This is a genomic window from Bifidobacterium stellenboschense (assembly GCF_000741785.1).
GTDB lineage: Bacteria > Actinomycetota > Actinomycetes > Actinomycetales > Bifidobacteriaceae > Bifidobacterium > Bifidobacterium stellenboschense.
This window is the reverse complement of the sequence record NZ_JGZP01000014.1, coordinates 36,571-60,705: the sequence shown is the minus strand read 5'-3', so window position 1 is coordinate 60,705 and position 24,135 is coordinate 36,571. Positions and strand designations below refer to the sequence as shown.

General features: G+C 60.3%; 17 protein-coding genes. 8 read left to right on the top strand and 9 right to left on the bottom strand.

Going from position 1 to position 24,135, the window contains the following annotated elements; genetic code table 11:
* Positions 1-151: 151 nt before the first annotated feature.
* From BSTEL_RS06845 to BSTEL_RS06835, 3 genes are all read left to right on the top strand, one after another.
* Positions 152-751 (top strand): recombinase family protein, encoded by a 600-nt coding sequence (locus tag BSTEL_RS06845; RefSeq protein WP_034528702.1) that lies wholly within the window; start codon positions 152-154, stop codon positions 749-751.
* Between the two features lie 505 nt (positions 752-1,256).
* A complete protein-coding gene (locus BSTEL_RS06840) occupies positions 1,257-1,736 on the top strand; it encodes a hypothetical protein (RefSeq protein WP_034528700.1) in 480 nt (159 codons plus the stop codon).
* A gap of 47 nt (positions 1,737-1,783) precedes the next feature.
* Positions 1,784-2,014, top strand: a complete 231-nt coding sequence (locus BSTEL_RS06835) for a helix-turn-helix domain-containing protein (RefSeq protein ID WP_051922930.1) — start codon at positions 1,784-1,786, stop codon at positions 2,012-2,014.
* A gap of 172 nt (positions 2,015-2,186) precedes the next feature.
* On the opposite strand, the gene BSTEL_RS06830 is transcribed toward BSTEL_RS06835, so the two are convergent.
* The 7 genes from BSTEL_RS06830 to BSTEL_RS06800 form a co-directional block, all read right to left on the bottom strand.
* Positions 2,187-4,493, bottom strand: a complete 2,307-nt coding sequence (locus BSTEL_RS06830; RefSeq protein WP_034528697.1) for a LysM peptidoglycan-binding domain-containing protein — start codon at positions 4,491-4,493, stop codon at positions 2,187-2,189.
* A 553-nt stretch (positions 4,494-5,046) separates the two neighbouring features.
* A complete protein-coding gene (locus tag BSTEL_RS06825) occupies positions 5,047-5,382 on the bottom strand; it encodes a hypothetical protein (protein ID WP_034528695.1) in 336 nt (111 codons plus the stop codon).
* 960 nt (positions 5,383-6,342) lie between these two features.
* A complete protein-coding gene (locus BSTEL_RS06820) occupies positions 6,343-7,869 on the bottom strand; it encodes a relaxase/mobilization nuclease domain-containing protein (protein WP_034528692.1) in 1,527 nt (508 codons plus the stop codon).
* The gene (locus BSTEL_RS06815; RefSeq protein WP_034528690.1) at positions 7,866-8,327 is read right to left on the bottom strand and encodes a hypothetical protein; all 462 of its coding nucleotides are present in this window, start codon (positions 8,325-8,327) and stop codon (positions 7,866-7,868) included. The genes BSTEL_RS06820 and BSTEL_RS06815 overlap by 4 nt, the downstream gene beginning before the upstream one ends.
* A 328-nt stretch (positions 8,328-8,655) precedes the next feature.
* Positions 8,656-9,141, bottom strand: coding sequence for a hypothetical protein (locus BSTEL_RS06810; RefSeq protein WP_034528687.1), 486 nt, complete (start codon positions 9,139-9,141; stop codon positions 8,656-8,658).
* Positions 9,142-9,290: 149 nt separating this feature from the next.
* Positions 9,291-11,195 (bottom strand): DNA primase family protein, encoded by a 1,905-nt coding sequence (locus tag BSTEL_RS06805; protein WP_034528684.1) that lies wholly within the window; start codon positions 11,193-11,195, stop codon positions 9,291-9,293.
* A complete protein-coding gene (locus tag BSTEL_RS06800) occupies positions 11,192-11,383 on the bottom strand; it encodes a hypothetical protein (protein WP_034528681.1) in 192 nt (63 codons plus the stop codon). Before BSTEL_RS06800 ends, BSTEL_RS06805 begins: the two co-directional genes overlap by 4 nt.
* Positions 11,384-12,664: 1,281 nt before the next feature.
* Between BSTEL_RS06800 and BSTEL_RS06795 the strand changes: the two genes are divergently transcribed.
* Positions 12,665-14,185 carry an RNA-binding domain-containing protein gene (locus BSTEL_RS06795; RefSeq protein ID WP_034528678.1) on the top strand — a complete coding sequence of 507 codons (1,521 nt, stop codon included), beginning with the start codon at positions 12,665-12,667 and terminating at the stop codon, positions 14,183-14,185.
* Between the two features lie 717 nt (positions 14,186-14,902).
* Positions 14,903-15,685 (top strand): tyrosine-type recombinase/integrase, encoded by a 783-nt coding sequence (locus BSTEL_RS06790; RefSeq protein WP_051922929.1) that lies wholly within the window; start codon positions 14,903-14,905, stop codon positions 15,683-15,685.
* Here the strand turns inward: BSTEL_RS06790 and BSTEL_RS06785 are convergent.
* Positions 15,655-17,079: an MFS transporter gene (locus BSTEL_RS06785; RefSeq protein WP_051922928.1), complete on the bottom strand. Its 1,425-nt coding sequence runs from the start codon at positions 17,077-17,079 to the stop codon at positions 15,655-15,657. The genes BSTEL_RS06790 and BSTEL_RS06785 overlap by 31 nt on opposite strands.
* Before the next feature lie 106 nt (positions 17,080-17,185).
* Here BSTEL_RS06785 and BSTEL_RS06780 point away from each other — a divergent pair, with 106 nt between their 5' ends.
* A complete protein-coding gene (locus BSTEL_RS06780) occupies positions 17,186-18,172 on the top strand; it encodes a LysR family transcriptional regulator (RefSeq protein WP_238567649.1) in 987 nt (328 codons plus the stop codon).
* Positions 18,173-19,383: 1,211 nt separating this feature from the next.
* A complete protein-coding gene (locus BSTEL_RS06775) occupies positions 19,384-20,064 on the top strand; it encodes a DUF3800 domain-containing protein (protein WP_034528675.1) in 681 nt (226 codons plus the stop codon).
* Positions 20,065-20,303: 239 nt separating this feature from the next.
* On the opposite strand, the gene BSTEL_RS12150 is transcribed toward BSTEL_RS06775, so the two are convergent.
* The gene (locus BSTEL_RS12150; RefSeq protein WP_156963206.1) at positions 20,304-22,043 is read right to left on the bottom strand and encodes a hypothetical protein; all 1,740 of its coding nucleotides are present in this window, start codon (positions 22,041-22,043) and stop codon (positions 20,304-20,306) included.
* A 438-nt stretch (positions 22,044-22,481) separates the two neighbouring features.
* Here BSTEL_RS12150 and BSTEL_RS06765 point away from each other — a divergent pair, with 438 nt between their 5' ends.
* Positions 22,482-24,038, top strand: a complete 1,557-nt coding sequence (locus BSTEL_RS06765) for an RNA-binding domain-containing protein (RefSeq protein ID WP_034528669.1) — start codon at positions 22,482-22,484, stop codon at positions 24,036-24,038.
* The last annotated feature ends 97 nt before the right edge of the window (positions 24,039-24,135 follow it).

The following is a 24,135-nucleotide window of genomic DNA, read 5'->3' as shown; positions in this document are numbered from 1 at the left end:
GTTTCTCGTTGCCGGAATTGAATGTGCCGAAATGCAGCCATGCAACGGCAAAAACGGCAATCGCGCCACAGACCCCAAGCATGGGATGGCAAGAACATCGAGAGTAAAATGAGAATGGTTATCAATAACGCTGCGCTGCAAGGAGGAAGATATGAAAATCGGCTACGCGCGAGTCTCGACGCTTGACCAAAACCCACAGCTCCAACTCGACGCGCTGCACGCCGCCGGATGCGACAGGATCTTCACCGATGAAGGCGTCTCCGGCTCAAAAGCTCACAGGCCGCAGCTCGACGCGGCGCTTGACCACCTGCGCGAAGGCGACACGCTGGTCGTGTGGCGGCTCGACAGGCTCGGACGCAACACAAGAAATCTGCTCGATCTCGTCGATCGCATCCACTCGAAGGGCGCTGAACTAAAGAGCCTGCACGAGCAAATCGACACGAGCTCGGCGAACGGCAAGCTCGTCTTCACCCTCATGGCGGCGTTGGCCGAGTTCGAGCGCTCACTCGTCATCGAGCGCACCAAGGCTGGTCTGGCCGCAGCGCACGCCTCTGGCAAAGGTGGTCGAAAGCCGAAGCTCACGGCGCAGCAGCGTGAGGACGTACGCCTGCTGCGGTCACGCGGCCGCACTCTGCAACCACTCGCCGACAGCTACCATGTCGGCATCTCCACGATCAGGCGCGCGTTGGAAGACGACGATTGTCCACCGTCCACGAGGAGCGGCATCGTGGCGGCGGACGGCGAGAGGTAGTTACACATCGGGCGGCGGCGTTCCTGTACAAGGACTCCGGAACCTGTTGCGGAACCAATGGAACCGTTGGAATATCAAGGGCGCAGGCATCCAGGTTCCCGAGTTCCTCTACCACTTCCTCTGTTGTATAAGAAAGAGAAAACACAACATATGCATATGTGATATGCGGGAGGCGTCCATTCTGGAGGACCAGGGAACCGTCAGCATGCCACTGTGCCACAATCGTTGGAATCACAACGTTTATGACCGGTTCCCTACATCGCGAAACCATACGTCGTAAAGGAACGAGATCCCAGAAACAGGCACCATGCCGCAATACCCCGCATTGCATGCCTTCATATCGTCGGCCTCGTAAGGCCCCGCTTCCCCCACGTGGACCCTTATGGAAAACAAGGCAACACCCACCACCCCCATAGCAGCGGAAAACCGCGGCGACGCCGCGACGGCCCAACGTTCGACAGGACGGGCACATCACCCGTCGAACCGAACGAAAGGGACCGACCTCATGGCCAATATCCAGATCATCGCCGAACGCATCCGCGCACGGCACATCGATTTCATCACGCGCATCATCGCGTCGGAGCGTCATCCGCAAAGTCTTGAGGCCGCGGTCGCCTTACTGGCATCAAGATTCGTCACGAACCGGTTCGAGGACCGGTACACCGACCCTATGGGTGACGCCACGGGCCTGTGGCTGCGCATCACCGGCAACGACGACGAAGGCGTCTCCCGCGCGCGTTTCGACAGGGAGCTCCACGCCATGATCCGCACGAACCCGCTCATGGCGCTGCTGTCGCTGCTGTACGCGGACGCCGAGGACGCCATCGATTGGTACGTGTGGCTCGACGGCGAAGCAATCGAACGCGAGGCGATTCCGCTGGCCAACGCGCTCTCTGCGCTCGGATACAAGCCCACGCGTGAGGAGCGACAGGCCCTCGGCGGCCTCTACACACGAGAGCGGGCACCACAGACAGGCAACTGCTAACTATGAGTTAGTGGCTTCGCGACCGCCGACGTCATGCAATCGACAATATGCAAACTGACGGTTTCCAAGCCTATCTGACGCGTCTCGGCCGACGCGTACAGAACCTGCGCCGCGAGCGTGGATACTCGCAGGAGAAACTCGCCGAACTGGTCGGCATGGACCGCGTCTCAATCGGTTATATCGAGCAGGCGCGGCGCATGCCCAAAATCTCAACGCTCTACTACATCGCAGACGCACTCGATATCAAGGTCGAAGACCTGTTCGACGGACTCCAGTAGCGCTTCGACGCGTCTACTGTAGATGCAAAGCAGGAACGGCATACGACGGCTCTCCTCGACCTCGCCTGTATCGAGTACGTCCCCGTTGCGTTCTTATCGCACGAAAACGGAGCCCCCGTCGGGATTATCTCGACGGGGACTCCGTTTCATCAGCGATGTCTGACCTTGCGGCTCAGCGCCACTCCCAGTGGCCGGTCGGCTCGACCCAGCGACGACCCGACTCGCGGCGGACCGTCTCGCTCCACGCCGGGCGCACCACGACCGTCTCGCGCCACGCGGGCTTGACGACGACTGTCCTGTCCACGTACTCGGCGGCGTGATGGACGGTCTGGACCCAAGCGTCCTTGACGAGGACCTGCTCGTCCCAGGCCTCGCGGTCCGTGACGGTCTTCTCCTCGTACCTGGCGGGGATCGTCTCATCCCACGCGTCCTTAATCTTGACCTTCTCGGTATGCGTGACCGCGTCGTGATGCACCGTCCGGTACTCGGCCGGATGCTCGACCTTCTCCTCATAGGCGGGCTTGACAAGCACGGACTCCTTATGAGTCACCGCCGGATGATGGACGGTCTTATAGGTCGCGGGAACGGTGACGGTCTCGGTCCAAGCCTCCTTGACGAGAACCTGCTCATCATAGGCCGGCTTGTCCACCACGGTCTCGGTCCATGCCGGCTTGACGGTGACGGTGACCTCCTCGTACTTGGCGGGGATGGTCTCCGTCCAGGCGGCCTTGACGAGCTCCTGATGGGTGACGGCGTCATGGTGGACGACCTTGGTCTCGGCGGGATGCTGGACGTTTTCCGTCCAGGCGGCCTTGACGAGCACCTTCTTCGTGCCGACCTGAACCTGTACCTGCTGAGTCACAGCAGGAATCGTGACGGTCTCGTCGTAAGCGGCTTTGACGAGAACCTTCTTGGTGCCGGTCTGGACCTGGACTTGCTGATACTCAGCGGGGTGGTTAACGGTTTCGTCCCACCATGTCACGCTGGTAGCATGACCTTTTAGAAGTTCAGAATACTGACAATCATCAACATCGGCCTTGTTGGTAAAATAACGAACCCAAGACGGATCATCAGCATCATATACCTTATAATGACGTACGGTTTCCGTCCAAGCAGGCTTGACTAGCTTTGTCTGTGTTTCGTAGACCGGTTGGTCCTGATACTCGGCTTCGTGGTGTACGACCTTGGTCTGTTCAGGCGTGACCACCTTGGTCTGGGTCTCGTAGACAGGCTCGTCCTTGTACTCGGCGGGATGCTTGACGGTTTCCGTCCATGCATCCTTGACCGTGACGGTCTCGTCATACGCGGGCCTGTCCACGACGGTTTTGTACTCGGCCTTGTGCTCGATCTGCTGTTCAGGCGAGACGAGCTTCCTCTCGGTCTTGGTGACCGCCGGGTGGTTCACCTCGTGGGTAACGGCCTCGTGATGCACCGTCCGGTACTCGGCCTCGTGATGCTTGGTCTCGGTATGCTCGGGCACATCCACGACCTGTTCATCCCACGCCTCTTTGTCGACGACCACGCGGTCCTCGTACTGCGCCGGATGATGGACGGTCTCCGTCCAGGCCGGCTTCGTCTCGATCTTTTCATCCCAGGCCGGCTTGTCCACCACAACCCTGTCCTGGTACTCGGCATCGTGATGCACCGTATGCTCCGGGGAGACGAGCACCTTCTCGACGTGGGTCTGCGCCGGATGGTACACGGTCCTGTATTCGGCCGGATGGTTCACCTGCTCGTCCCAGGCGTCACGCACCTTGACCTTCTCGGTGCGGGTGACCGCCGCATGGTCCCTGGTCTGCGTGACCGCCTGGTGGTGCACGAGCACGTCGCGGAAGACCGGCTCGAAGTGGCCGTTGCGGTCGACGATCCACACCTTGGTGGCATGATGCTGCTGCGTGGCGGTGTCGGGCTGCGTCGAGGACGGGTTCGCGGTGTTCGCACCGGAATCGTCGCCGTCGGTCGTCTGGGAGACAAGGCACTCGTTGGACTCGTAGCCCGCGGGCAGCGGCTGGCCCGGAGCCCACGAGCCCGCGACCATCAGGTTCACCAGGTCCTGCACCTTGTCGGCCGCCTCGGCGCCGTACCTGCCGGCCAGCGTGTCATGACGCACCGGGTCGACGCCGTAGTCGCCGTTGTACGTCCTCTGCGCCTCGGCGGCCCAGTCGATCGTGACCTTGCACTCGGTGGTGGCCTTCTTGGAGTCGCGGACGTGTTCGCCGGGGAAGATCAGGTTCGGGTCGCCGGACCGGTAGCCGGTGTAGTCGTGCCAGTCGCCGCCGAACTGCTCGGCGATCTGGCTGAGGGTGTCGCCGGATTCGACGGTGATCGAACCGTCCGGGTTCGCGGTCGCGCCGAACGCCACGGCCGTCGAGCTCAGGAGCCCGGCCGCGATGATCGCGGACAGGCCCGCCGTCATGATCTTGTGGACCGGACGATGCGACTCCCGCTTGCGGATGCCACTCGCATGCTTAGCCACCATGGTTCCCTTTTCCTTCCCGCCTGCCAACAGGCGTATGTCTCTCGTCTCAACCCACGGAACGCCAACGCAGGAAATGCGCCGACAACACATCACCGGCGTCCGCTAACACTCCGTTTGCATTGATAACTGGTTGTAAGCATACCACAGGGAGGGGGAGCCAAATGGTGTGTCTCACGAAACCAGCACGGCAACAACCCGAACACCACAGCACCGACGCCCGCATATACTCATGGCCCCGCGGCCGCATGCCAAAGAACCAGCAGACCTATGCACCTGCACGTCCGCACGGCGAATCGCCGAGCAACACGACCCCCTTCCGAGCGTATAGTTGCATATGGTTCCGTGGACGTCGTCATAGCAAAAACAACGCAAGAACGCCCTAAAAGACGGAACCGTATGCCATGCCCGCAACATCGTCCCAACGAGACAACTCGAAGGCCGCGCAAAAGGGCATGACTCCATCCCGCGAGGGGTGGCCCGGAGGCTCCCTCCGACCGGTCATGATGCAAAAACAACGAAGACCGTGCCAAACACGAGGGAGCCTCCACTCTTTTCACAACGCGAATTCCACGGGGATATTCTCATCCCAGGCACGGTCGAGACAGTCCATTGCATGACGCTCCTGCACGCCGTAGTAGGCATGCACCCGGTATCCGGTGGCGGCAAACTTGTTCAGACGGATGGAGAGGGTCATATCGGTGAAGCCATGCCCCTCGACGTCACCGCCCTGCGTGCAGATCCACACGGACGGCACACCGTGGCTTGCAGCCCGGTCGTAGACTTCGGGACCCTCATCGGCATCGACGACGATATGGTCGAGTGTGTGCAGATACAGCGTCATACCCGCCACAGGACGGTCGTCGTCGTTCGAATGAGTCGTTCCGTTCATCGCGGCATGCCTCCCTGTTCTCCACGTAGGCGTCACACGTGTTCGACGACACGCGACGGCAGATCCCCTGCGACTTGCGCCGGTCGCCGAATCCTTTCACGACGATACCCCGTTCCGTTCTCTGGCAGGCTGATGCGGGTGTCGGCCCCCAACACCGCAGACCTGATGATGCCGGGAATGGGCGGCATCCCATCCGAACAGACCGTATTCGGAATGAACCCCGTCAACGTGACGGCCATCGGCGCATCGGTCCGCACAATGGCAACGTGGTGGAGGTGGGACCACGTGATCACGGAAGGACGCGGTCCCCGAAAACCGGATACGTTCCCCTCGCTCCCAAGGAATCGCCATTATGGAACCCTCCATAACCGCCGGAATCCCAACGATTATCGGACATCAACCCCAGATTGGTTCCCAAGTTCCCCGATCGGCCAACCTTCCGCATTGGGCATATGTCTTAATCTTTTTTTTCTCCTTATGAAGTTAGGTGGGAAAAGAAGAAGAACTCAGGAACCATGCGGCTGGAAACGTTGCGACCAAGCCGTTTGTCATGGTTCCGAAATCCGTTCCCGAACACACGGACGGGAACGTACGACAGCAAACGGGAACCACCGGAGGGGCGTCCGGAGATGGTCGGCGTCTCGCCCGACCGTCGGCCTCCTCTCATGCCGACATCACCATGGGAAACGTCCCCGCCGATCGGGGAAAAACGCAGACAGCTACGCTGTTAAGAAAAAAATGAGGACCGTGAATCCGCATGTTGCGGATTCACGGTCCTCATTGTTCGTCATGCTCCCGCATGACGGCGTTGCCGCCCGGGGAGCTTCATCATCTCGGTCTCATTTCATTCCTTTCGTTCGATTGCCTTCCGTCGACTCCGATTCCCGCGCCGCCCTCGCCTTACAGGCCGGCCGGCGCTCCGCGACGGCTTCCCCCGAACGTGCCGCCGTCATGCGATTGTCAGAATTGCGGTTCATCATCCTGTGGCGGCTCCTCCGTGAGGACCGGCGCGATCCTGAGGATCGACTTGCCGGAGCCATTCCGGCGCACGAGGGTATCCGACATGGCCTGATCAAGCGCCTCGCGGGCGGCCTTTGCGCGCTTCTCTGCCGACCACATCCCTGCACGAGCCTCATACACCTCGGCATCATGCCGCGTGCGGATCTGCCGATTCACGCGAACGATGTGCTGCGCGTACTGCTCACGCAGCAGCATGGTGACCGCCAGTACGAACCAGTCACGGCGTTGAAGGCTGTTGTCAACGAGCAGGTCAAGCATCCAAACGACAGCATCGTGGCCTTGGACCTTTTCCGGCTGTGATGCCTTCAGCTGGCGGAATCGGTTGCGCGCCCACTCCATCCGCAGGTTCGCGTCCTCAAGGTCTCGCCGCAGCAGATCCTCGTTAGTACGATGCTCGTTGAGTCGTTTCAAGACCGCGTCGTCGGATAGTGTGCGCATCCGTTCGCGACACACCCTGTTGCGCGCGCCGATGAGATCGTCGTATGTCTCCTCAAGCCACCCGCGGCTGATTTCCATGATCGGCGTGCTGTCGTCATCGTCATCGGCCATCCTCGACGCGACGAACACCTCGGGCTTCACGCTGCCCGGATTGTTGACGCTTGCGTTCTTGGACTTGCCCACGTAGACCTCTGGTTGTGTCACCATCGTGTTCTCCTTTTCCTTGTCTTCGTTGTGTTTCCTTGCGGCGAACAGTGCCGCCAATTCATCGAACGTGAAATCTTGTGCCAAGCTGCTTGCTCGTCGGCGTCGCTTGCGCACGCGTCGCCCGTCGTCGTACGTCATCCTGTACGTGATGCCGCGGCTGTCGTCGGAGTTGACGTCCACGGTGATGCCCACCGCCGTGCACTTCGCGACATACTCGTCGAACGAATCAGCGGCCTGTGCGGCCTGCATGAGTCTGTCGCCGAGCAACCTGTCGAATGAGCCCTCCTTGACCCGCTCACGTCGCACTGACCACGAGTCGCGCCCGCTCATCGTTTCCATGCCGAACGCGTCCATCGTCTTGTCGTTGATCGCGTGCAGCGTCCGCGCGTTCCTGTACTTGCTCAGCGCATGGCCGGTCCGGTGGTCGTGGTTGAGAATGATGAGGTGCGCGTGCGCACAGCCGCCCTCACCGTCGTCATGGACGACGACGAGGCTCTCCGAGTCCGGGTGCATCGTCTTCCCGAGTTCATAGGCGAGTTCACCGCATCGACGCAAGTCGTCCTTGCTGTGTACGTCGAGTTCGTCCGGCGCAAAAGACATCACGTAGCTGTATGCTGCAACGTCGCGCCCGTGCTTGCGTAGCAGCCGGTCGGACTCCTCTCGGAATGCTCGAATGCTGCCGGCGTCGTTTAAGATGAACGCCGCACGATCGGTGTGCTCGGCGCGATGCCGCTTGTACTTCTCCGAGCCCTTAGAGCCGTACAGCAGATACGACAGCAGCGCCGGCATATTGCGCACGGGACGGACCGACGTGTAGCTCATCGTTCTCGCCTCCTGCGGTGCCCGGCCGACTCGCCATACCCCATCGGCATGCCGGCATCAGCGAACACACGGCGCATGTCGCGCCACACTTCACCGAAGCGCGCCACGTCGTCGGCTGTGAACGCGCCGGACGGCAGTGGTTTGCCGGCGTTGGTGGCGCGTACCAACTGGTTCCAGTTGACGCCGATCCGGTTCACCGCCAGCGCGAGCCGGGCGAGTTCACGATCATTGAACGGACTCCAATCGGCCGGCTGCGCCACCGGCTCATGGGGTGCGCCCATGAGCTCGTCGAGCCTCGCCTCAACGCATTGGCGCACGAACCGGGCGCGCGGGATGCCCGCGGAGAGCACGTCGATCTGCTCGAACCGACGGCGTGGGAAGCGCACCGTCAGCCGGCGGTCCGCGGGCTCGCGCCGCGTGCCGGCGCTTGACCGCTGCGCAGCCATCGAACGAACCATAGTGCTCCTCCTTTCCGAGCATTACCGCATGCGCCATGCTCCCTTGCGTGAGCTGACCCATGCGCCTATATATAACGATTCTCATTATACTCTTGCGCATGCAAGTGCGCATGCTAATGGATGGCGAGCAGGCGATATAGCGGCCAATGGAATTGACCGCTATATCACTCTCGCGAGGGGATTCCCCTCGACCCCTTTCCGCCGCACCGCGGTTTGCTCTCCCGCGGAAAGCAAAAACCGCGCCCCGGCGGACGACTCCGCCAAGGCGCGGTCGCCCCAGCTGCGCTGGCCGGGTCCGACGACTCGGACCCGGCTTGCACCTGCGACATCAGTCGCCGACGATGTCGTCCCAGCTCATCGGCCTGTCGGCATCATCGCCATCAGACGCGGCTGCTTCAGCCGCGGCGGCGGCCTGAACCGCCTCCTCGTGCAGCATGGCCTGCATGTCGGCGTAGTCGTCTGCGTGCGGGTCATCGTCGTCCGAGCACCCGTCCACCACGACGTTGACGGCATCCGACTTGAGCCAGTCGGGCGCTTGGTTCTTCTTCGCCGCGCGACGGGCCGCGGCCGCTCTGGCGCGTTCGCTGCGTTCCTCACGCTTCAGCTCGCGCAGGCGTTCGATATCGGCGATCACCTTCTTAAGAATCTCGTCGCCGGTGCCTTCGTAGTGGACCTCGGAGCCTCGAAGCCGCTTGACGACCTCGGGGGCGATGTCGAGCAGGTGCTGTTCCTGTGCCTGTTGTTGTTTCAACTGTTCCAGCTTGCGCATCGCAGCTTTGATCTGTGCATCGTAGATGGTGGTGTTCTTGGACATGTCGCTGTCTTTCCGCCGGCATCTTACCGCCGGCATGTGTGGTTTGTTGGTGCGAACGGAGCCCGGCGCGGTGGCGTGCGCCGGGCACTGTCTGATCGGTGTGGGGGTGCGGCGCTCGCGGTGCGCCACACCCGGTTCTCGACGTGAGGTCAGCCGCGGCCGTTGCTCGGGTAGGACGCCGACCGTGCCTTGCTCTGCTCCTCGGAGACGGCGCGCGGCGTCTTGCCGTGCAGCGGCGAATCGGGATCCTCGTACGCCACGAGGAACGACTTGCGGACAAACCCCTTGCATCGGGTCTTCTTCCACAGCTCGTCAACGGGTGAGAGCCAGAAGGCCAGCTGGTCGGTGGACGGAGACAGGATCACCCGGTCGACGCGCGGCTTGTGGAAGCCCTCGTCCCGATACAGGTCGCCGATCGCCTCTTCGGTGCCCGCGGCCCACGCGGCGACGCTCACCTTGTCGGCCGTCTCCACCCACTTCGCACTGTCCGGCAACGCCGGATCCTGCATCTCGCGCGAGACCAGCGACCGCAGTTCGGCGTAGAAGTTGCGAGAGCTCTTGAGCTGCCCGCGGCCACCGAACTCCCGCGAATACCACTGCTTGAACGCGCTCCACAGCATCGGCAGCGGCAGGAAGTCGCGCGTGAACGCGTCGCGGTACTCGCCCCAGAACGCCGCCACCGGATCGATGGCCTCCCGGAACTCGGCGTTCGCCTTAGCCACGGCCTCCGGCAGCGACACGCCAGTCACCCGCGGCCGCTCGTAGAGCATGTGGAACATCATCCAATCGCGGACGTCCTGCCGGGCGAGGAGCCGGCCGAGCTCCGGCACACGGTCCTTGGGCAGCACCACGCGGTCGAACGGCACCACCGGGAAGCGTCGCCAGATGCCGGTGGACCGGTCACGGAACTTCGGATACGAGTTCGTACCGACGACGAACATGCAGCCGAGCCTGTACGAGACGGGCATCTTGTTCTTGCGGTCGATGTTCACCTCGCCGTGGGTGACGGCGGACTTCAACGGACCGGAGTCGTCGATATAAGTCCCGCTCTCGTCGTCGCTCGCGACCAGCGTCTTGTCGAGGATGTGCATCATCCCGAACCGCGTGGTCAGCGTGCTCAGCTGCGCGCGCGTGGAGTTCTCCACGCCGACGAGACCCGTGACCATGTCGATGAACGTCGACTTCCCGGAGCTTCCCTCGCCGTACAGGATCGGCGCGATGTCCCAGTGCTTGAGCGGCGTCAGCGTCATGACGACGACGTCCCACAGGAATCGCACGACGTCCGGATCCGTCGAGAACCCGTTGAACACGTCCGACACGGCGAGCCGCTTGCGCTGGCCCCCGTTGGTGGTCACGTCGAACACGGGTTCCGAGGGCGGCGTGGCGGGGTCCGTCCAATCGGCTGTGGACTTGCCGGTGAACACATGCTCCGGACCGAAGGGCATGAACTCGCCGGTGGAGTACCGGACGATGCCGTTGTTGACGGCGATCAGGTCGGGGTCGCTCTCCCTGCGCACCTGCCGGCAGGCCACCTTCAGGTTGCACTCGAAGTCCCGCCGCCAGCTGCCGTTGGCGGTCGCGTTGAACGAGACCGCCAGCCTGTCGACGTTGAGCGGCTCGTACAGACCGCTCGCCTTGTTGTAGGAGACCAGCTTGACGTAGTCCTCCTCGGAGACGCCGTCGAGGAGCAGCTTGCCGAGCGGCATGATCCGTGCCGCGCACTGCGCCGCCGTCCAAGGGTTCGGCGGGGCCACAACGCGGCGTCGACCACGCCCGCCGTCGGACTTCACGGTCCTCTCGACCCTTTCGGTGATGCGACGCATCGCGTCCATCGCCGTCTGTCGTGCGACATCCTCCAGCACACTGTCCTCGCGGATATCCGACCGGCTCGCCTCGATGGCGGCGTCGGTCTCCTCGCGGATGATGACGTCAGCCGAGACCGGCTTCTTGACGGAATCCGGGGCACCGGCGACGAGATCCGGCTCGCCCAGCTGGCGATCGAACATCGCCTCCGCCTCGTCGATGTCGTCCTGCATGTCGTTCGTATTGCTCACAGCGTTGTCCTCTCTGCTCTCACGTATCGCGCCGCGGCGTCGGCGCCCTGTTCGTCCTGGCTTGCCGTCTGAGCCGGGTTCCCGGCGATGAGCCCGTTCACTGCGGCCCAGTAGGCGGCGTCATGCCATTTGCTGCGTTTCGTGTTTTTCGGCTGCTGACATTGCGACCATTCGCTATTGCCTGTCATTGCAGTTCCCTTTCTTCCGCGGGCTCGGCGATCGGCGTTTCGCCGCCGACCGGCCTCTCTGCGCGGATTCATGCCGCATCGGTCGGGCCGATGCGGACGTTTCTAGCCTGACGGCTACTTTTCTTGCGCTGGATCGATCGCCGTCACACCCGTCTCTCAACGGACCTGACACGGTTTTGTCTTTCCTGCATTCCCGAAGCCGGGCCGCGCTGGCGCGGCCTTTTTCTTTTCCACAGAATCGACTGTCATCGTGCCTGTCTCTCAACGGATCAGTCACGGCTTTCTCTCGCGTTTCCGGAATCGGGGCTGCGCGCAGGCGCGGCCCTTTCTCCTCACAGGATCGATCGCCGTCACACCCGTCTCTCAACGGATCAGTCACGGTTCTCGTCTCTTGCATTTCCCCAACTGGGGCCGCGCGCAGGCGCGGCCCTTTCTCAGGTCTCAAGGTCAATGCGCGATTGCGGTCAGTCGCGGCACGTGTGCGTTGCCGCTGTCGCCGGCGGCATGCCGCCGGCTGCGCCTCCGACGAACGAACCATCCGGACTAGGGAGGCCGCTATATACGAACAGGTCGTGGTATCACAAACACGTGTTTCCAAGCACGGAAGCCGGCGGGATGACGCTCCGGTGCGTCATGACGCCGGGGCCGGCGGTGCGGGAATCGACGCGGCAGTGGCGTCTGGTTCGGCTCCGCATCCTTGCGGTGTTCGCCGTGACCGGCGGCGGCCCCGATTGGGCCGCCTAGCCTACGGCTCATACCAAGGGTTCCAATGGAACCCTTCTGGCCCGGCCGTTCTCCCCCTCCTTTCCTCGTGTCGTATGGAGGGGGAATTGGCCCAGGCTCCCGACCGCCGCTATCGCGACAGCCGGGAGTTCGGCCGCATCCCCCTCGTTTCTTCCATAGGCGCGCCCGACCGGCGCGCTTTTCCTTCCGTCTTGCGTTGATTGTTTTAATTCACCCTCCACCTCGTTGCGGAAGGGTTTTACTGTCATCAACTCTCAAAGAGCACCCGAGAGAAGTACCGCCGCTGTTATTGCTTCATCCTCTACCCCGGGCCCGCTGTAAGCGGGACTTAGGTGTAATATAAGTAAGCCGTGTTGAAACATACCTGCGGCTGTTTCAACACGGCTTACTTATATTACACCATGAGGCCTGGACAAAAACGGCTCTCATCGGCGTGTTGAGTCCTGCAATGTGGTATACGCATCGCCGTGATGGAGTAATCGAAACACCGAAACACCCCGCGATACACTGGGTGGACGGACGATTCGGGGAGACGACATGGACACTGCGGAACTTACGACCGTGCTTGGGCACGGCGAGAACATCTCTGTCGAGTTCAAGCGCTGCGGCGTCCAGCCCGAGGCGGACACATTCGAGACGGTATGCTCGTTCAACAACCGGTTCGGCGGGTCAATATATCTCGGAGTGCTCGACGACGGCACCGTCGAGGGCGTCAGCCGTTCACAGGCCACGGCCATCGAACGTAATCTCGTGAACGTGATCGGCAACCCCAAACTGTTCAACGTCGCACCGGCAATCGAAACCGAACGCATCGAATACGACGGCAAGCTCGTAATCCGCGTGTGGGTTCCCGCCGGCCCTGCCGTTGTGAGCTTCAAGCATGTGATCTACGACCGGGTGGCCGACGTGGATCGACGCATCACCAGCGAGACGCAGATCGCGCAGATGCACATCCGCAAGCAGAACCACTTCAGCGAGCAGCGCGTGTACCGGTACCTGAAGCCGTCCGATTTCAGGTTCGACCTGCTGCCGCGCGTACGCAAACTGGCCGCGTTGAAGACGCCCGGTCATCCGTGGGCCGAGATGGACGACATGGAGCTGATGCGCAGCGCCGACCTGTACGGCGTGAACTACGACACCGGCGAGGAGGGCTTCAACCTCGCCGCCGTGATGCTGCTCGGCAAGGACGAGGTCATCTCACGCATCGCGCCCGCCTACAAAACCGACGTGATCGTACGCCGCGAGAACCTGGACCGCTACGACGACCGGCTCATCGTGACCACGAACCTGATCGAGGCGCAGGCACAGGTCGCCGAGTTCGCGAAGCGATACCTACCTGACCGGTTCATGCTGGAGGGCGACCAGACCGTCAGTCCCAGGGACATCATCATCCGCGAGCTGGTCTCGAACCTGATGATCCACCGCGAGTTCGTCAGCCCGTACCCGGCCAAGTTCCTTATTCTGGGCGACGGCGTCCACACGGAGAACGCTTCCAAGGCCATCTTCCAAGGGCAGCTCGCCATCACGAGCTTCAAACCGGTGTCCAAGAACCCGTTCATCGCGAAGTTCTTCCGCAACATCGGCCTGGCCGACGAGCTCGGCAGCGGCATGCGCAACCTGTACAAGTACTCGAAGCCCTACTCCGGCAAGGACCCCGTGCTCGACGACGGCGACGTGTTCGAGGCGTTCGTCCCCGTGCGTTGGGTGGAAGGCACCACCGCCGAAGACGGTCTACCTGCTCACGATGAGACCGAGCACGACCCGGCCGGGACTGTACATGATCCCCATGAGCAGGAAAAAAATCCAAATGAAACTGTAAATGAAACTGTAAATGAAACTGTAAATGAAACTGTAACCAGAGAGCAACGTCTTTTGGAGCTACTGCGCAACAATCCATCAATCACATATCGACAGGCGGCTAACGCACTAAGCGTGTCGTACACCACCGTGTGGAGAACTCTCCGCGCAATGCAAGAGGCCGGTTTCATCGAACGCACTGGCTCGGACAGACGCGGCACATGGCGCATCCTCACCCCATCGCAGCCATCCCGCAAGTAATGCGAAGACTCGCGCCGACATGGCGTGGGCACAATGACGGAGACGGGAACCGCGGACTCCCGACGGAACTCAGCCTCCACCTGAACCTAGGAACCTTGCCCACACCCACTTCCTAGGTTCCTAGGTAACTTCCTAGGTTCCACGGTCAAGTTCCTAGGTATGCAGCTTAATGTGCAGGCATCTTGAAGCTTCACAAGCAACCCAAGAAAAGAAAGCCACACCCCCACTAGGAGCACTTCCGCAATCGGCTGAGAGCGATACACTGAATCAACGCTAAATTCAGCGAAGGCAATGCCACAACACCGCGAAAGCCCCGCCACAGCGCCCCAGATGCGGAAACGGGCTCCCACCCATTCACGTCGAATGAGCGCGAAGATGAGTCCGCGGGACCGTCGAAACGCGAAACACCAGTCAGCAGTAGGAACGAGAGGGCGTGAAGGTTAGGGTCTCGTATCCTCCGCCATCAGGGCTTTCAGAGAAATCTGAAAGCCCTTTTTCATACCGAAAACGGCGGAATTTCAACGATTTTGGCTTGTTTTCGCCGCTTTCTCCCATTCCTTCTTCCGCCGTGAAACACCCTGAGAACCGCTATCGTAGGTGGTAACGGGGGTAGTAGAAAATCCCGACGTCGAAGTTGTACCACCTTCATTCATCCCAGAGCATCTCAGAAGCCCACCTAGGCAACTCGATTCGACCATCGGAAGGCGGCAGACGAACATGGCGAGCGGCAGACGGCGCAGGCCCGGCAGCGGCAGCTGGGTGTACAAGCCGAACAAGAAGCATCCCAAACGCATCGAGGCACGTTTCCCCGTCCCGGTGTGGGCATTCTCGAAGTGGCCGGGCGTACTGCAGAAGGACGGTCTGGTCAAGCTGTTCCCGATCGGATTCGAGACCGAGGCGACCAAATGGCTCGACGACAACTACCGCGCGGCCGTTCAGGGGACATGGGAGTCGCCTAAGTTCAACGAGAACAAGGGCAAGGCCGGACGCGTCACGTTCGCCGAGTACGCGACGGATTACGTGGAGACGCGCGTGAAGGCGAACGGCGACCCCATCGAGGAGACCACGAAGGAGAAGTACCGCCAGTATCTGCGGGATCATCTGCTGCCGGTGCTGGGAGCCAAGGCGATGGGCGACGTCACGGACGACGACATCGACCACTGGGCCGCGAGCATGAAGGTCGGCAAGGCCGGCGAAGGCGCCGTGGCCAGGCGCCGCGTGTTCGAGCTGCTGCGCGGCATCTTCAATGAGGCGTACGAACGTCCGCTCGACGCGAGCGGCCAGACACTGCTCAAGCACAATCCCGTGAGACATCTGCTGAACTCGCCCGTCGTGAAGCCGACGAACACAGGCACGCTATGGAACGAGCCGCGTAATACGGGCGATACGATGCTCTTGGGGACGGTCGGGCCTCATGCGAGAATCGACCATCCCCTAAGAGCCGATCGCTACCGCTTCCCCTGCACGAATCATCGTTCGCACCAACGCAGACGGGCGTAGGCGAACGAGATGACAAGCAATACGGCGGCCGCGATGAACACAGCACGCAGCGAGCCGTCCAGCGAGGACATGAAGGTGGCGACCACGCCGAACACAGCCACACCGATCGCGCCGCCGACCTGACGGAACGTGTTGAACACGGCGCTGGCGATGCCGGCCTGTCGCTGGTCCACGCTCACCAAAACAAGTCCGGACAGGGCCGGCGTAACCAATGCGCCGCCGAGGCCGACGACGCTCAGGGCCGCGGCGATCACCCATGCGGGCATCGGCGCGGGTACCAACACTGCGGCGAGGAAGCCGACGGCCATGGCGATCAGACCGAGGGAGACGGCGAATCGGGTGCCCATCGCATTGATGACCTGCCCGCTGAACACGTTGGTGAGCACCATCACCACCGCCGAGGGAACGAACACCAGTCCGGCGGCGAACGGGCTCATGCCCTGCTCGCCTTGCAGGAACAGGGTGGAGATGAAGACCATACCGAACCAGTTGAAGATCATGATGAATCCGACGATCAGCGAGATGCGCATGCCGTCGTTGCGGAACAGGCTTAGCGGCACCATCGGATGCCTGACCTTGGCCTGGGCGAGCACGAACAGCACGAGCGCAGCGAGGCCGACGGCAAGCAGTGCGATCGTCACCGGCGAGGAAATGCCCAGGGAGCCGATTTCGATGACGCCCGCCACCAGCGCGGCGAGGCCGATCAGCGCGAGCGTCTGGCCGATCCGGCCGAACGAGATGGCGCGGGTAGGCGACGGTGCGACCTTCGGGGCGAGGGCGAGCACGATCAGGCAGAACGGCACGTTGACCGCGAAGATCAGGCTCCAGTGGATCGGTGTGAGCAGGCCGCCGAACAGCGGGCCGAACGCGGATGCGGACGCCGATCCGGCACCCCACAGGCCAAGCGCGAACGCGCGGCGGCGCGGATCGGGGTTGGCCTCGTTGATCAGCGCCATCGAGGCCGGCAGGATCAGCGCCGCAGCCACGCCCATCAGACACCTACCTACGATGAGCACCAGCATGGTCCATGCGAAGGTGCTCAGCAGCGAGGCCGCACCGAACAACGCCGTGCCGAAGAAGAACATGCGCTTGGCGCCGAACTTGTCGGACAGACTGCCGGCGAGCAGCAGCAGCGAGGCGAACAGCAGCGTGTAACCGTCGATCATCCACTGCTGCAGCGCCATGTCGCCGCCGAGGTCGGCGGTGATGGTCGGCAAGGCCACGTTGACGATCATGGTGTCCATGCCGGTCAGGAAGAACGCCTGCGACGTGACGAACGTGGTCAGGCCGGCGCTATAGCGAACCGCACGATGCAATGCTCGTCGGGTCTCACGTTCGGTGCCATCGTCCTCGCATGCGAGGTCGAAGATCGCGGATTCGTTGATTGATGTCATACTCACCTATATCCCATTGGTTTATATGTTTCCGTTTGGTTGTTGCAGTAGCTATGGTATTCTTTGAAATGTTTGTAAAACAGCGGTTTATATACGCTTATGGTTCATGGAGGTCGTGATGTACGACAGACGTCTGGATGCGGTGATTGCCGCCGCGCAGACCGGCAGCTTCGCCCGGGCGGGTCGCCGGCTGCATATCTCCACACCGGCGGTGGTCAAGCAGGTCAACACCTTCGAAAAGGAACACGGCCTGACGCTGTTCGAGCGTTCGCGCAGCGGCGTCACACCAACCAAGGCCGGCCAGGAGTTCGTCGAGGACGAGCAGATGATCGTGCGCCAGTGCGAGGAGATCCTACGCCGGGCGCAGAGGCGGGGGGCCACGAACTCCGCTTCCGTGCGTCTCGGCGTCTCGATGCTGCGACCCGGATGCCGCATCCTCGACCTATGGCAACGCGACGCCGGCAAACACACCGACATCCGTCTGGAACTGGTGTCGATGCCCGACGACTCCGAAGCCATCAACGACATCATCGCCCATCTCGGCGAGGACATCGACCTGATCTCCACGGCGTTCGACGCCGGCTACTGGGACGGCGCATGCAACACCCTCGCCCTTGACTCCGAACCGCTGTGTGTAGCCGTTCCGCGCGACCACGCGCTGGCGAGACGGGCGCGGCTCACCCTGGATGATCTGGAAGGCACGCGCATCCGCATCCTCAAACGCCACCGTGGTGCCAACGACACAGTCCGGGATCTCTTGGAACACCACTCTGCCATCGAGCTGATCGACATCGACCACTACGATCTCGACACGTTCAACGACTGCGCCGAATCCGGCGACCTACTCATCTCCAAACCCATGTGGGCCGGCGTTCACCCACAGCTTGTCAACGTAGCTGTGGACTGGCCCGAACCGATAGTCATGCACTACGGGCTGCTCTATCCGACCGACCCGAGCCCCGCAATTCGCACATTCGTCACCCGCATCAATGAACTCGCCTTATCGGTACGCAATCCACGCCCATACATGACGAAGCCAAAAACACCGCAATCAACGTTGCGGGAAAAATCGAGGGAGAGAGCGGCGCTATGACACCGGGGTGCGCCCGGTGGCACGGGTGGGGCACCTTCCCCACCCCCATGACCGCTTCCTTGCCGGACCGCCTCACGTTGGTGTGGGAAATCGGAAGGCGGGAAACAAACAACTCGACGAGGCCGGCGACAAGAACCAGTGACCTCGACGAGAGCCAACAGGCCAAGACGCACAGCCAGAACTCCGCACCCCGCAGGCATCCCCACAAACCGAACCTAGGAACCTTACCCACACCCACTTCCTAGGTTCCTAGGTAACTTCCTAGGTTCAGGTTCAGAAACATTCGGCACGGTCTCGGCTCCTACTCGGACGTCACCAGCCGGTACCGGCGCTTGGGACTGTACTTGGACCCGATGCCTTCGACGAGGTTCTCGTCCATCAAACCGGACAGGTAGTCACGAATGGTCTTCGACGACACGCCCCGCCGCATTGGCCGGTTCGGATGTGCTGGCGCTGTTCCGCTCTGCCAGATACGAGAGGATCGCCTGACGCATGTTGTCCCGTGAGTAGGAAGTCCCCTCCTGCTCGGTCATTCTGCGATGTCCGAGAAGCAACCCAGGAACCCAAACCCCGCAACTTCCTAGGTTCCACAGTAGACTTCCTAGGTTTCACGGTCAAGTTCCTAGGTATGCAGCTTAATGTGCGGGTATCGTAAAGCCTCACAAGCAACCCGAGAAAGGAAACCGCAGGCCCCCACTAGGTGCGCTTCCGCAATCGGCTGAGAGCGATACTCTGAATCTCCACGCTGAATTCAGTGTTGAATAACTGAATTCAGTGTATTCAGCGCAGAATTCAGCGAAAGCGATGCCGCAACACAGCCATCGACGCAGCGAGTTCACGCGCATTCCACGCCTCACAACACCGTGAAGCCCCGTCACGACACGCCGTGGACGTGGTAATGAAGGCGGTACGGCGAGCGCGCGAATCCCGCAAACTCCAAGCGGCAGTAAGGCGAAGCCGGCCTAAAGGTCGATGTCTCGTGTCCTCCGCCATCGCCCTTTTCCCACCCAAAGGAAAAGGGCTTTTTCATTGCCAAAACGGCGGAATTCGAGGCATAGCGCCACTCTCTCCCTCGATTTTTCCACAGCAAAACCGCGTTTTGCGGCGCTCGCCAAAATTTGATACTGTATCCAGTACACAGGTCCGCAGCAATGTGAGACTTCCATGAGCCGGGGGAATCCCCCGGCATTTTTCGTTTCAGGGGAGGCGTGATGGCGGACGGCTCAATCTTCGCGGACGAATCCGGCGAGCAGGGCTTCCAGTCCGAGTACTACGCACTAACGCTGGTATTCCATAACCAGTCCAATCCGGTCATCCCCGTTTTCGAGGATTACGAACAGTTGCTCCGCAATGCCGGATTGCCGGACATCCCCATGCATGCCTCTCCTCTGCTGAATGGACACGATGACTACCAGCACCTTGCCATTAGCCAACGCAAGCGACTCCTCGCCTATTTCATGTCGATGCTCCACAAGCTGCCGGTGCAATACGTGACGCTTATTTACCGGAAGGCCGATTACGCGACCTTGGAACAACTCGGGATGCGCATCAAACGAGACATCGTCAACACCGTGTTCGACCATCTCGAACTGTTTCAACGTTTCGATACCGTCAAGGTGTACTACGACGGCGGTCAGAGTCTCGTCACGCAAGCCATTCGCGGCGCGGTGGAGTACGCGCTCTCGAAGCAAGCCATCGTATACAGGAAAGGTTCTCCGATCGATTATCGATTGGCGCAGGTAGCCGATCTCATCTGCACCATCGAACTGACCGCCCGCAAATACGAGAACCACGAGCAGACCACCACCGACGAACGCTTCTTCGGACCGGTAGGTGCCTTCAGAAAGAACTACCTGAAGAAAGTGCGCAAGCATCTCCTCCCATCTCAGTAGCCCAAGCGACTCTCGCAGCACACTGGCAGGCGCCAGAGTGGACCAGCAATTGCGAATGAAGCCTTCGGACGATGTCTAAGAGGAGCTGATGCACCAGCCCCCTTCTGTTCTTCCACACCATTGATTACGGTTACGAGCAAAGCCAACCCCGCCGGGGAAATGGAAGCGAGAGCCGGACTCCCCGAGCATCTTGGGGGCCGGCTCTCGCGCTACTCGCACACTTACAGGAATCTATACCTCTACTGTTTCTCCCAAGCGCCGCAGCCTTGAGAACTGAACCCGGCTACGCCATTAGGAATCGTGATTGTCTGAGCGATTCCGGAAGATACAAAATTATTGTCATAAATCTGACCGTTTGCATCCTGCATTTCCCAGTAGCAATTCGTGACCTTTTCACTCATGGTCTTCCACGTGCCAGTAGACATTTCAGAAGGAACCTTATATGTTCCATCATCCTTGATAAGACCTTGCTGACGCTTAGACTGAATTTCCGTCAGTCTTGCTGTGTCAGCACCGGCTTTCTGCCTAATTTCTTCCGCTCTTGGATGATCAGGACACAACACAAGTGCACCCAACAGTTCTTTGGCTTGCCCTTCGCTCATTGTCTGCATACCCATCTGAATGAACGAGGTAGAAGCACACTCACTATACAGAACACCCATACCATACTCAGTATTATCTGCTCTGTCTCCATATGCCGCCTTCAGAGCTTCATAATCAGTGGTGCTCTTTTCGCCAGCAGCCTCTGAATCTTTATCATCAGTATTGCAGCTAACCGACTTACCTGACTTCCATACCGTGTCTCTATAGTTCTGGCTCGTGACACCGTCAATACGTTCTGTATGCGTCGACAAATCCATATCACCTGACGTGACATAGCACACTAAACTAATGGTAAAAGGCTGAGGCTCCGACTCTTCCTTCGTTGTACCGGTCTCTTGATCTTCATTATTGGTAAACTCAGCTATCGTTGCTTTCTTCTTGAATGAGCTTCCATCATCGCCAAGATATTGGACCGTAATCGTGGCATACATTGTATCGTCGTCAAGCGTCCATACGGCTTTCCAGTCATTCCACTGAGCCGACGAATTATCTTTTGAAGAAGATGAATACCCTATCGTATCTATGGTCTTCTCACTCATTCCAGTATTAGCAGCTATGCATTCAAGAATTTCCCTATCGGGAATACTGCTCCACACCATTTGTAGAGCAGGATTATCGGAGTAATCCCCATCGGATAGAACTTTGATTTTGTTATTTCGATTACAAGCCGCGACCACTTCTTGAATAACCGAGAGACGCTCCTCACTTCGCAGGCTCCGAGATACAACAGACACAATTACGGAAATCAACACGAGAGCCGCAACTACAATTGCAGCAATTATTATTTGGACCTTGTGCTTCTCCCATATTGTTCTGACCTTAGCCGAATGATTCTCCTGATTGACAGGAGCGTCAGGCTCGGCAGCCACTGGCGTCGCTGCCGAAGTAAGGGATCCCGTGGCGTCAACCTCTCTTTCTGAAGCCATAGGATTCTCCTGCGACAGAGACTGCTGCTGACGTTCTGCAGAATCTGCGAATAATGTCACATCTGCTTTAGGCGTCATCTGCGGCTCAGGATTCTTCGACGCTTCTACTGACCTATTCGCAGAAAGAGTTTCGGACACTCCTGAGAAGAATTCGTCGGCGATGGTGATGTTGTGCGAGTTCTGGAAGCCGGCCGCCGTCGACCCCAGCTTCCCGGCCACGGTGAGTCTGACGATGGTGCCCTCCCCGCTGGGCACAGCCGATGCCGTCAGATTCTCACCCCATGTAGTCATGCTGATACCCGATGAGAACGTGCATGAACAGGACAGGTCATCGACGTTCTTCAAGGCAAAACGAGACTGCCCCGATTCCAGATAGTGTTTCACCGCCCCATATACTTCTCCAATGGGCGCATTGTAGTAGCGTTCCAGCTGTGTGGTATTCAACGCCATTGTTCTTCTCCCTCAGTTGAGCAGACAACTACTCTTAAGCATAACGGGTAGTGAGCCCACAATCCGAGGGGGAGAAAGGCGCCTCAACCATAGTCTTTACAGCAGCCAAGGCCGTCCGATGAGTGAACGGCACATAAGTTGACACCTGTCAGACTCCAACTTACGGACCTCCACGACACGCCGAAGAAGAGCGGCAAGTTAAGCGGCACGCCGGTTTCCGTTGCGATTCCGCCAATTTTACGGCCTGAAGTTGCGAATCTCATATCCCCCGCCAACAGGGTTTTCAGAGAAATCTGGAAACCCTTTTTGTTGCCGATACCCCCGAAAATAGCTTCTATCGGCATGTTAAGCCTTGCGGCATGGCATGCGCATCGTTCTAATGGGATAAACGGACAGCCCCGCGATACACTGGACGGACGGACGATTCGGGGAGACGACATGGATGCTTCGGAACTTGCCGCCGTGCTTGAGCATGGCGAGAACATCTCTGTCGAGTTCAAGCGTTGCGGCGTCCAGCCCGAGGCGGACGCATTCGAGACGGTGTGCTCGTTCAACAACCGGTTCGGCGGATCGATCTACCTCGGCGTGCTCGACGACGGCACCGTCGAAGGCGTCAATCGGTCGCAGGCCACAGCCATCGAGCGCAATCTGGTGAACGTGGTCGGCAATCCCAAACTGTTCAACGTCGCGCCCGCCATCGAGACCGAACGCATCGAATACGACGGCAGGCTCGTGATCCGCGTCTGGGTCCCTGCAGGCCCTGCCGTCGTCAGCTTCAAGCACGTGATCTACGACCGGGTTGCCGACGTGGATCGGCGCATCACCAGCGAGACGCAGATCGCGCAGATGCACATCCGCAAGCAGAACCACTTCAGTGAACAGCGCGTGTACCGGTACCTCAAGCCATCCGACTTCCGATTCGACCTGCTGCCACGCGTGCGCAAGCTGGCCGCGTTGAAGACGCCCGGCCACCCGTGGGCCGAGATGGACGACATGGAGCTGATGCGCAGCGCCGACCTGTACGGCGTCAACTACGACACCGGCGAGGAGGGCTTCAACCTCGCCGCCGTGATGCTGCTCGGCAAGGACGAGGTCATCTCACGCATCGCGCCCGCGTACAAGACCGACGTGATCGTGCGCCGCGAGAACCTAGACCGCTACGACGACCGGCTCATCGTGACCACGAACCTGATCGAGGCGCAGGCGCAGATCTCCGAATTCGCGAAGCGCTACCTGCCCGACCGGTTCATGCTGGAGGGTGACCAGACCGTCAGCCCCCGCGACATCATCATCCGCGAGCTGGTCTCGAACCTGATGATCCACCGCGAGTTCGTCAGCCCATACCCGGCCAAGTTCCTCATCCTCAACGACGGCATCCACACGGAGAACGCCTCCAAGGCCATCTTCCAAGGCCAGCTCGCCATCACCAGCTTCAAACCGGTGTCCAAGAACCCGTTCATCGCGAAGTTCTTCCGCAACATCGGTCTGGCCGACGAACTCGGCAGCGGCATGCGCAACCTGTACAAGTACTCGAAACCCTACTCCGGCAAGGACCCCGTGCTCGACGACGGCGACGTGTTCGAGGCGTTCGTCCCCGTACGCTGGGTGGAAGGCGACGTCGCTGCGGGTGATTTATCTGTTCACAGCAAGGACGAACATAACCAAGATGAGACTGCAAACGACCCAAGTGAGCAGATAAATGATCCCGATGGGACTGTAAATGGGACTGTAAATGGGACTGTAAATGGGACTGTAAATGGGACTGTAAATGGGACTGTAAATGGGTTGACGGAAAGGGAGCGGTCGCTTCTGAACCTGATTGGAGACAATCCGTCGCTCACTTACCGGCAAGCAGCATCCGCGCTGGGCGTGTCTTATAACACGATATGGCGTGCGCTTCAGACGATGAAGGGAAACGGGCTCATTACTCGCGAAGGCTCAGACAGACGCGGCACATGGCGCATCCTCACCCCATCGCAACCATCCCGTGAATGACGTGAGGGCCCGTCACGACACGCCGTGGACGTGGTAACAGAGGTGGTACGGCGAGCGCGCGAATCCCGAAAACCCCAAGCGGCAGTAGGGCGGAGCC

Coding starts and splice junctions, on each gene's coding strand:
- BSTEL_RS06845 (WP_034528702.1), top strand. CDS start 152: ATGAAAATCGGCTACGCGCGAGTCTCGACGCTTGACCAAAACCCACAG.
- BSTEL_RS06840 (WP_034528700.1), top strand. CDS start 1,257: ATGGCCAATATCCAGATCATCGCCGAACGCATCCGCGCACGGCACATC.
- BSTEL_RS06835 (WP_051922930.1), top strand. CDS start 1,784: ATGCAAACTGACGGTTTCCAAGCCTATCTGACGCGTCTCGGCCGACGC.
- BSTEL_RS06830 (WP_034528697.1), bottom strand. CDS start 4,493: ATGGTGGCTAAGCATGCGAGTGGCATCCGCAAGCGGGAGTCGCATCGT.
- BSTEL_RS06825 (WP_034528695.1), bottom strand. CDS start 5,382: ATGAACGGAACGACTCATTCGAACGACGACGACCGTCCTGTGGCGGGT.
- BSTEL_RS06820 (WP_034528692.1), bottom strand. CDS start 7,869: ATGAGCTACACGTCGGTCCGTCCCGTGCGCAATATGCCGGCGCTGCTG.
- BSTEL_RS06815 (WP_034528690.1), bottom strand. CDS start 8,327: ATGGTTCGTTCGATGGCTGCGCAGCGGTCAAGCGCCGGCACGCGGCGC.
- BSTEL_RS06810 (WP_034528687.1), bottom strand. CDS start 9,141: ATGTCCAAGAACACCACCATCTACGATGCACAGATCAAAGCTGCGATG.
- BSTEL_RS06800 (WP_034528681.1), bottom strand. CDS start 11,383: ATGACAGGCAATAGCGAATGGTCGCAATGTCAGCAGCCGAAAAACACG.
- BSTEL_RS06795 (WP_034528678.1), top strand. CDS start 12,665: ATGGACACTGCGGAACTTACGACCGTGCTTGGGCACGGCGAGAACATC.
- BSTEL_RS06790 (WP_051922929.1), top strand. CDS start 14,903: ATGGCGAGCGGCAGACGGCGCAGGCCCGGCAGCGGCAGCTGGGTGTAC.
- BSTEL_RS06785 (WP_051922928.1), bottom strand. CDS start 17,079: ATGACATCAATCAACGAATCCGCGATCTTCGACCTCGCATGCGAGGAC.
- BSTEL_RS06780 (WP_238567649.1), top strand. CDS start 17,186: ATGGAGGTCGTGATGTACGACAGACGTCTGGATGCGGTGATTGCCGCC.
- BSTEL_RS06775 (WP_034528675.1), top strand. CDS start 19,384: ATGGCGGACGGCTCAATCTTCGCGGACGAATCCGGCGAGCAGGGCTTC.
- BSTEL_RS12150 (WP_156963206.1), bottom strand. CDS start 22,043: ATGGCGTTGAATACCACACAGCTGGAACGCTACTACAATGCGCCCATT.
- BSTEL_RS06765 (WP_034528669.1), top strand. CDS start 22,482: ATGGATGCTTCGGAACTTGCCGCCGTGCTTGAGCATGGCGAGAACATC.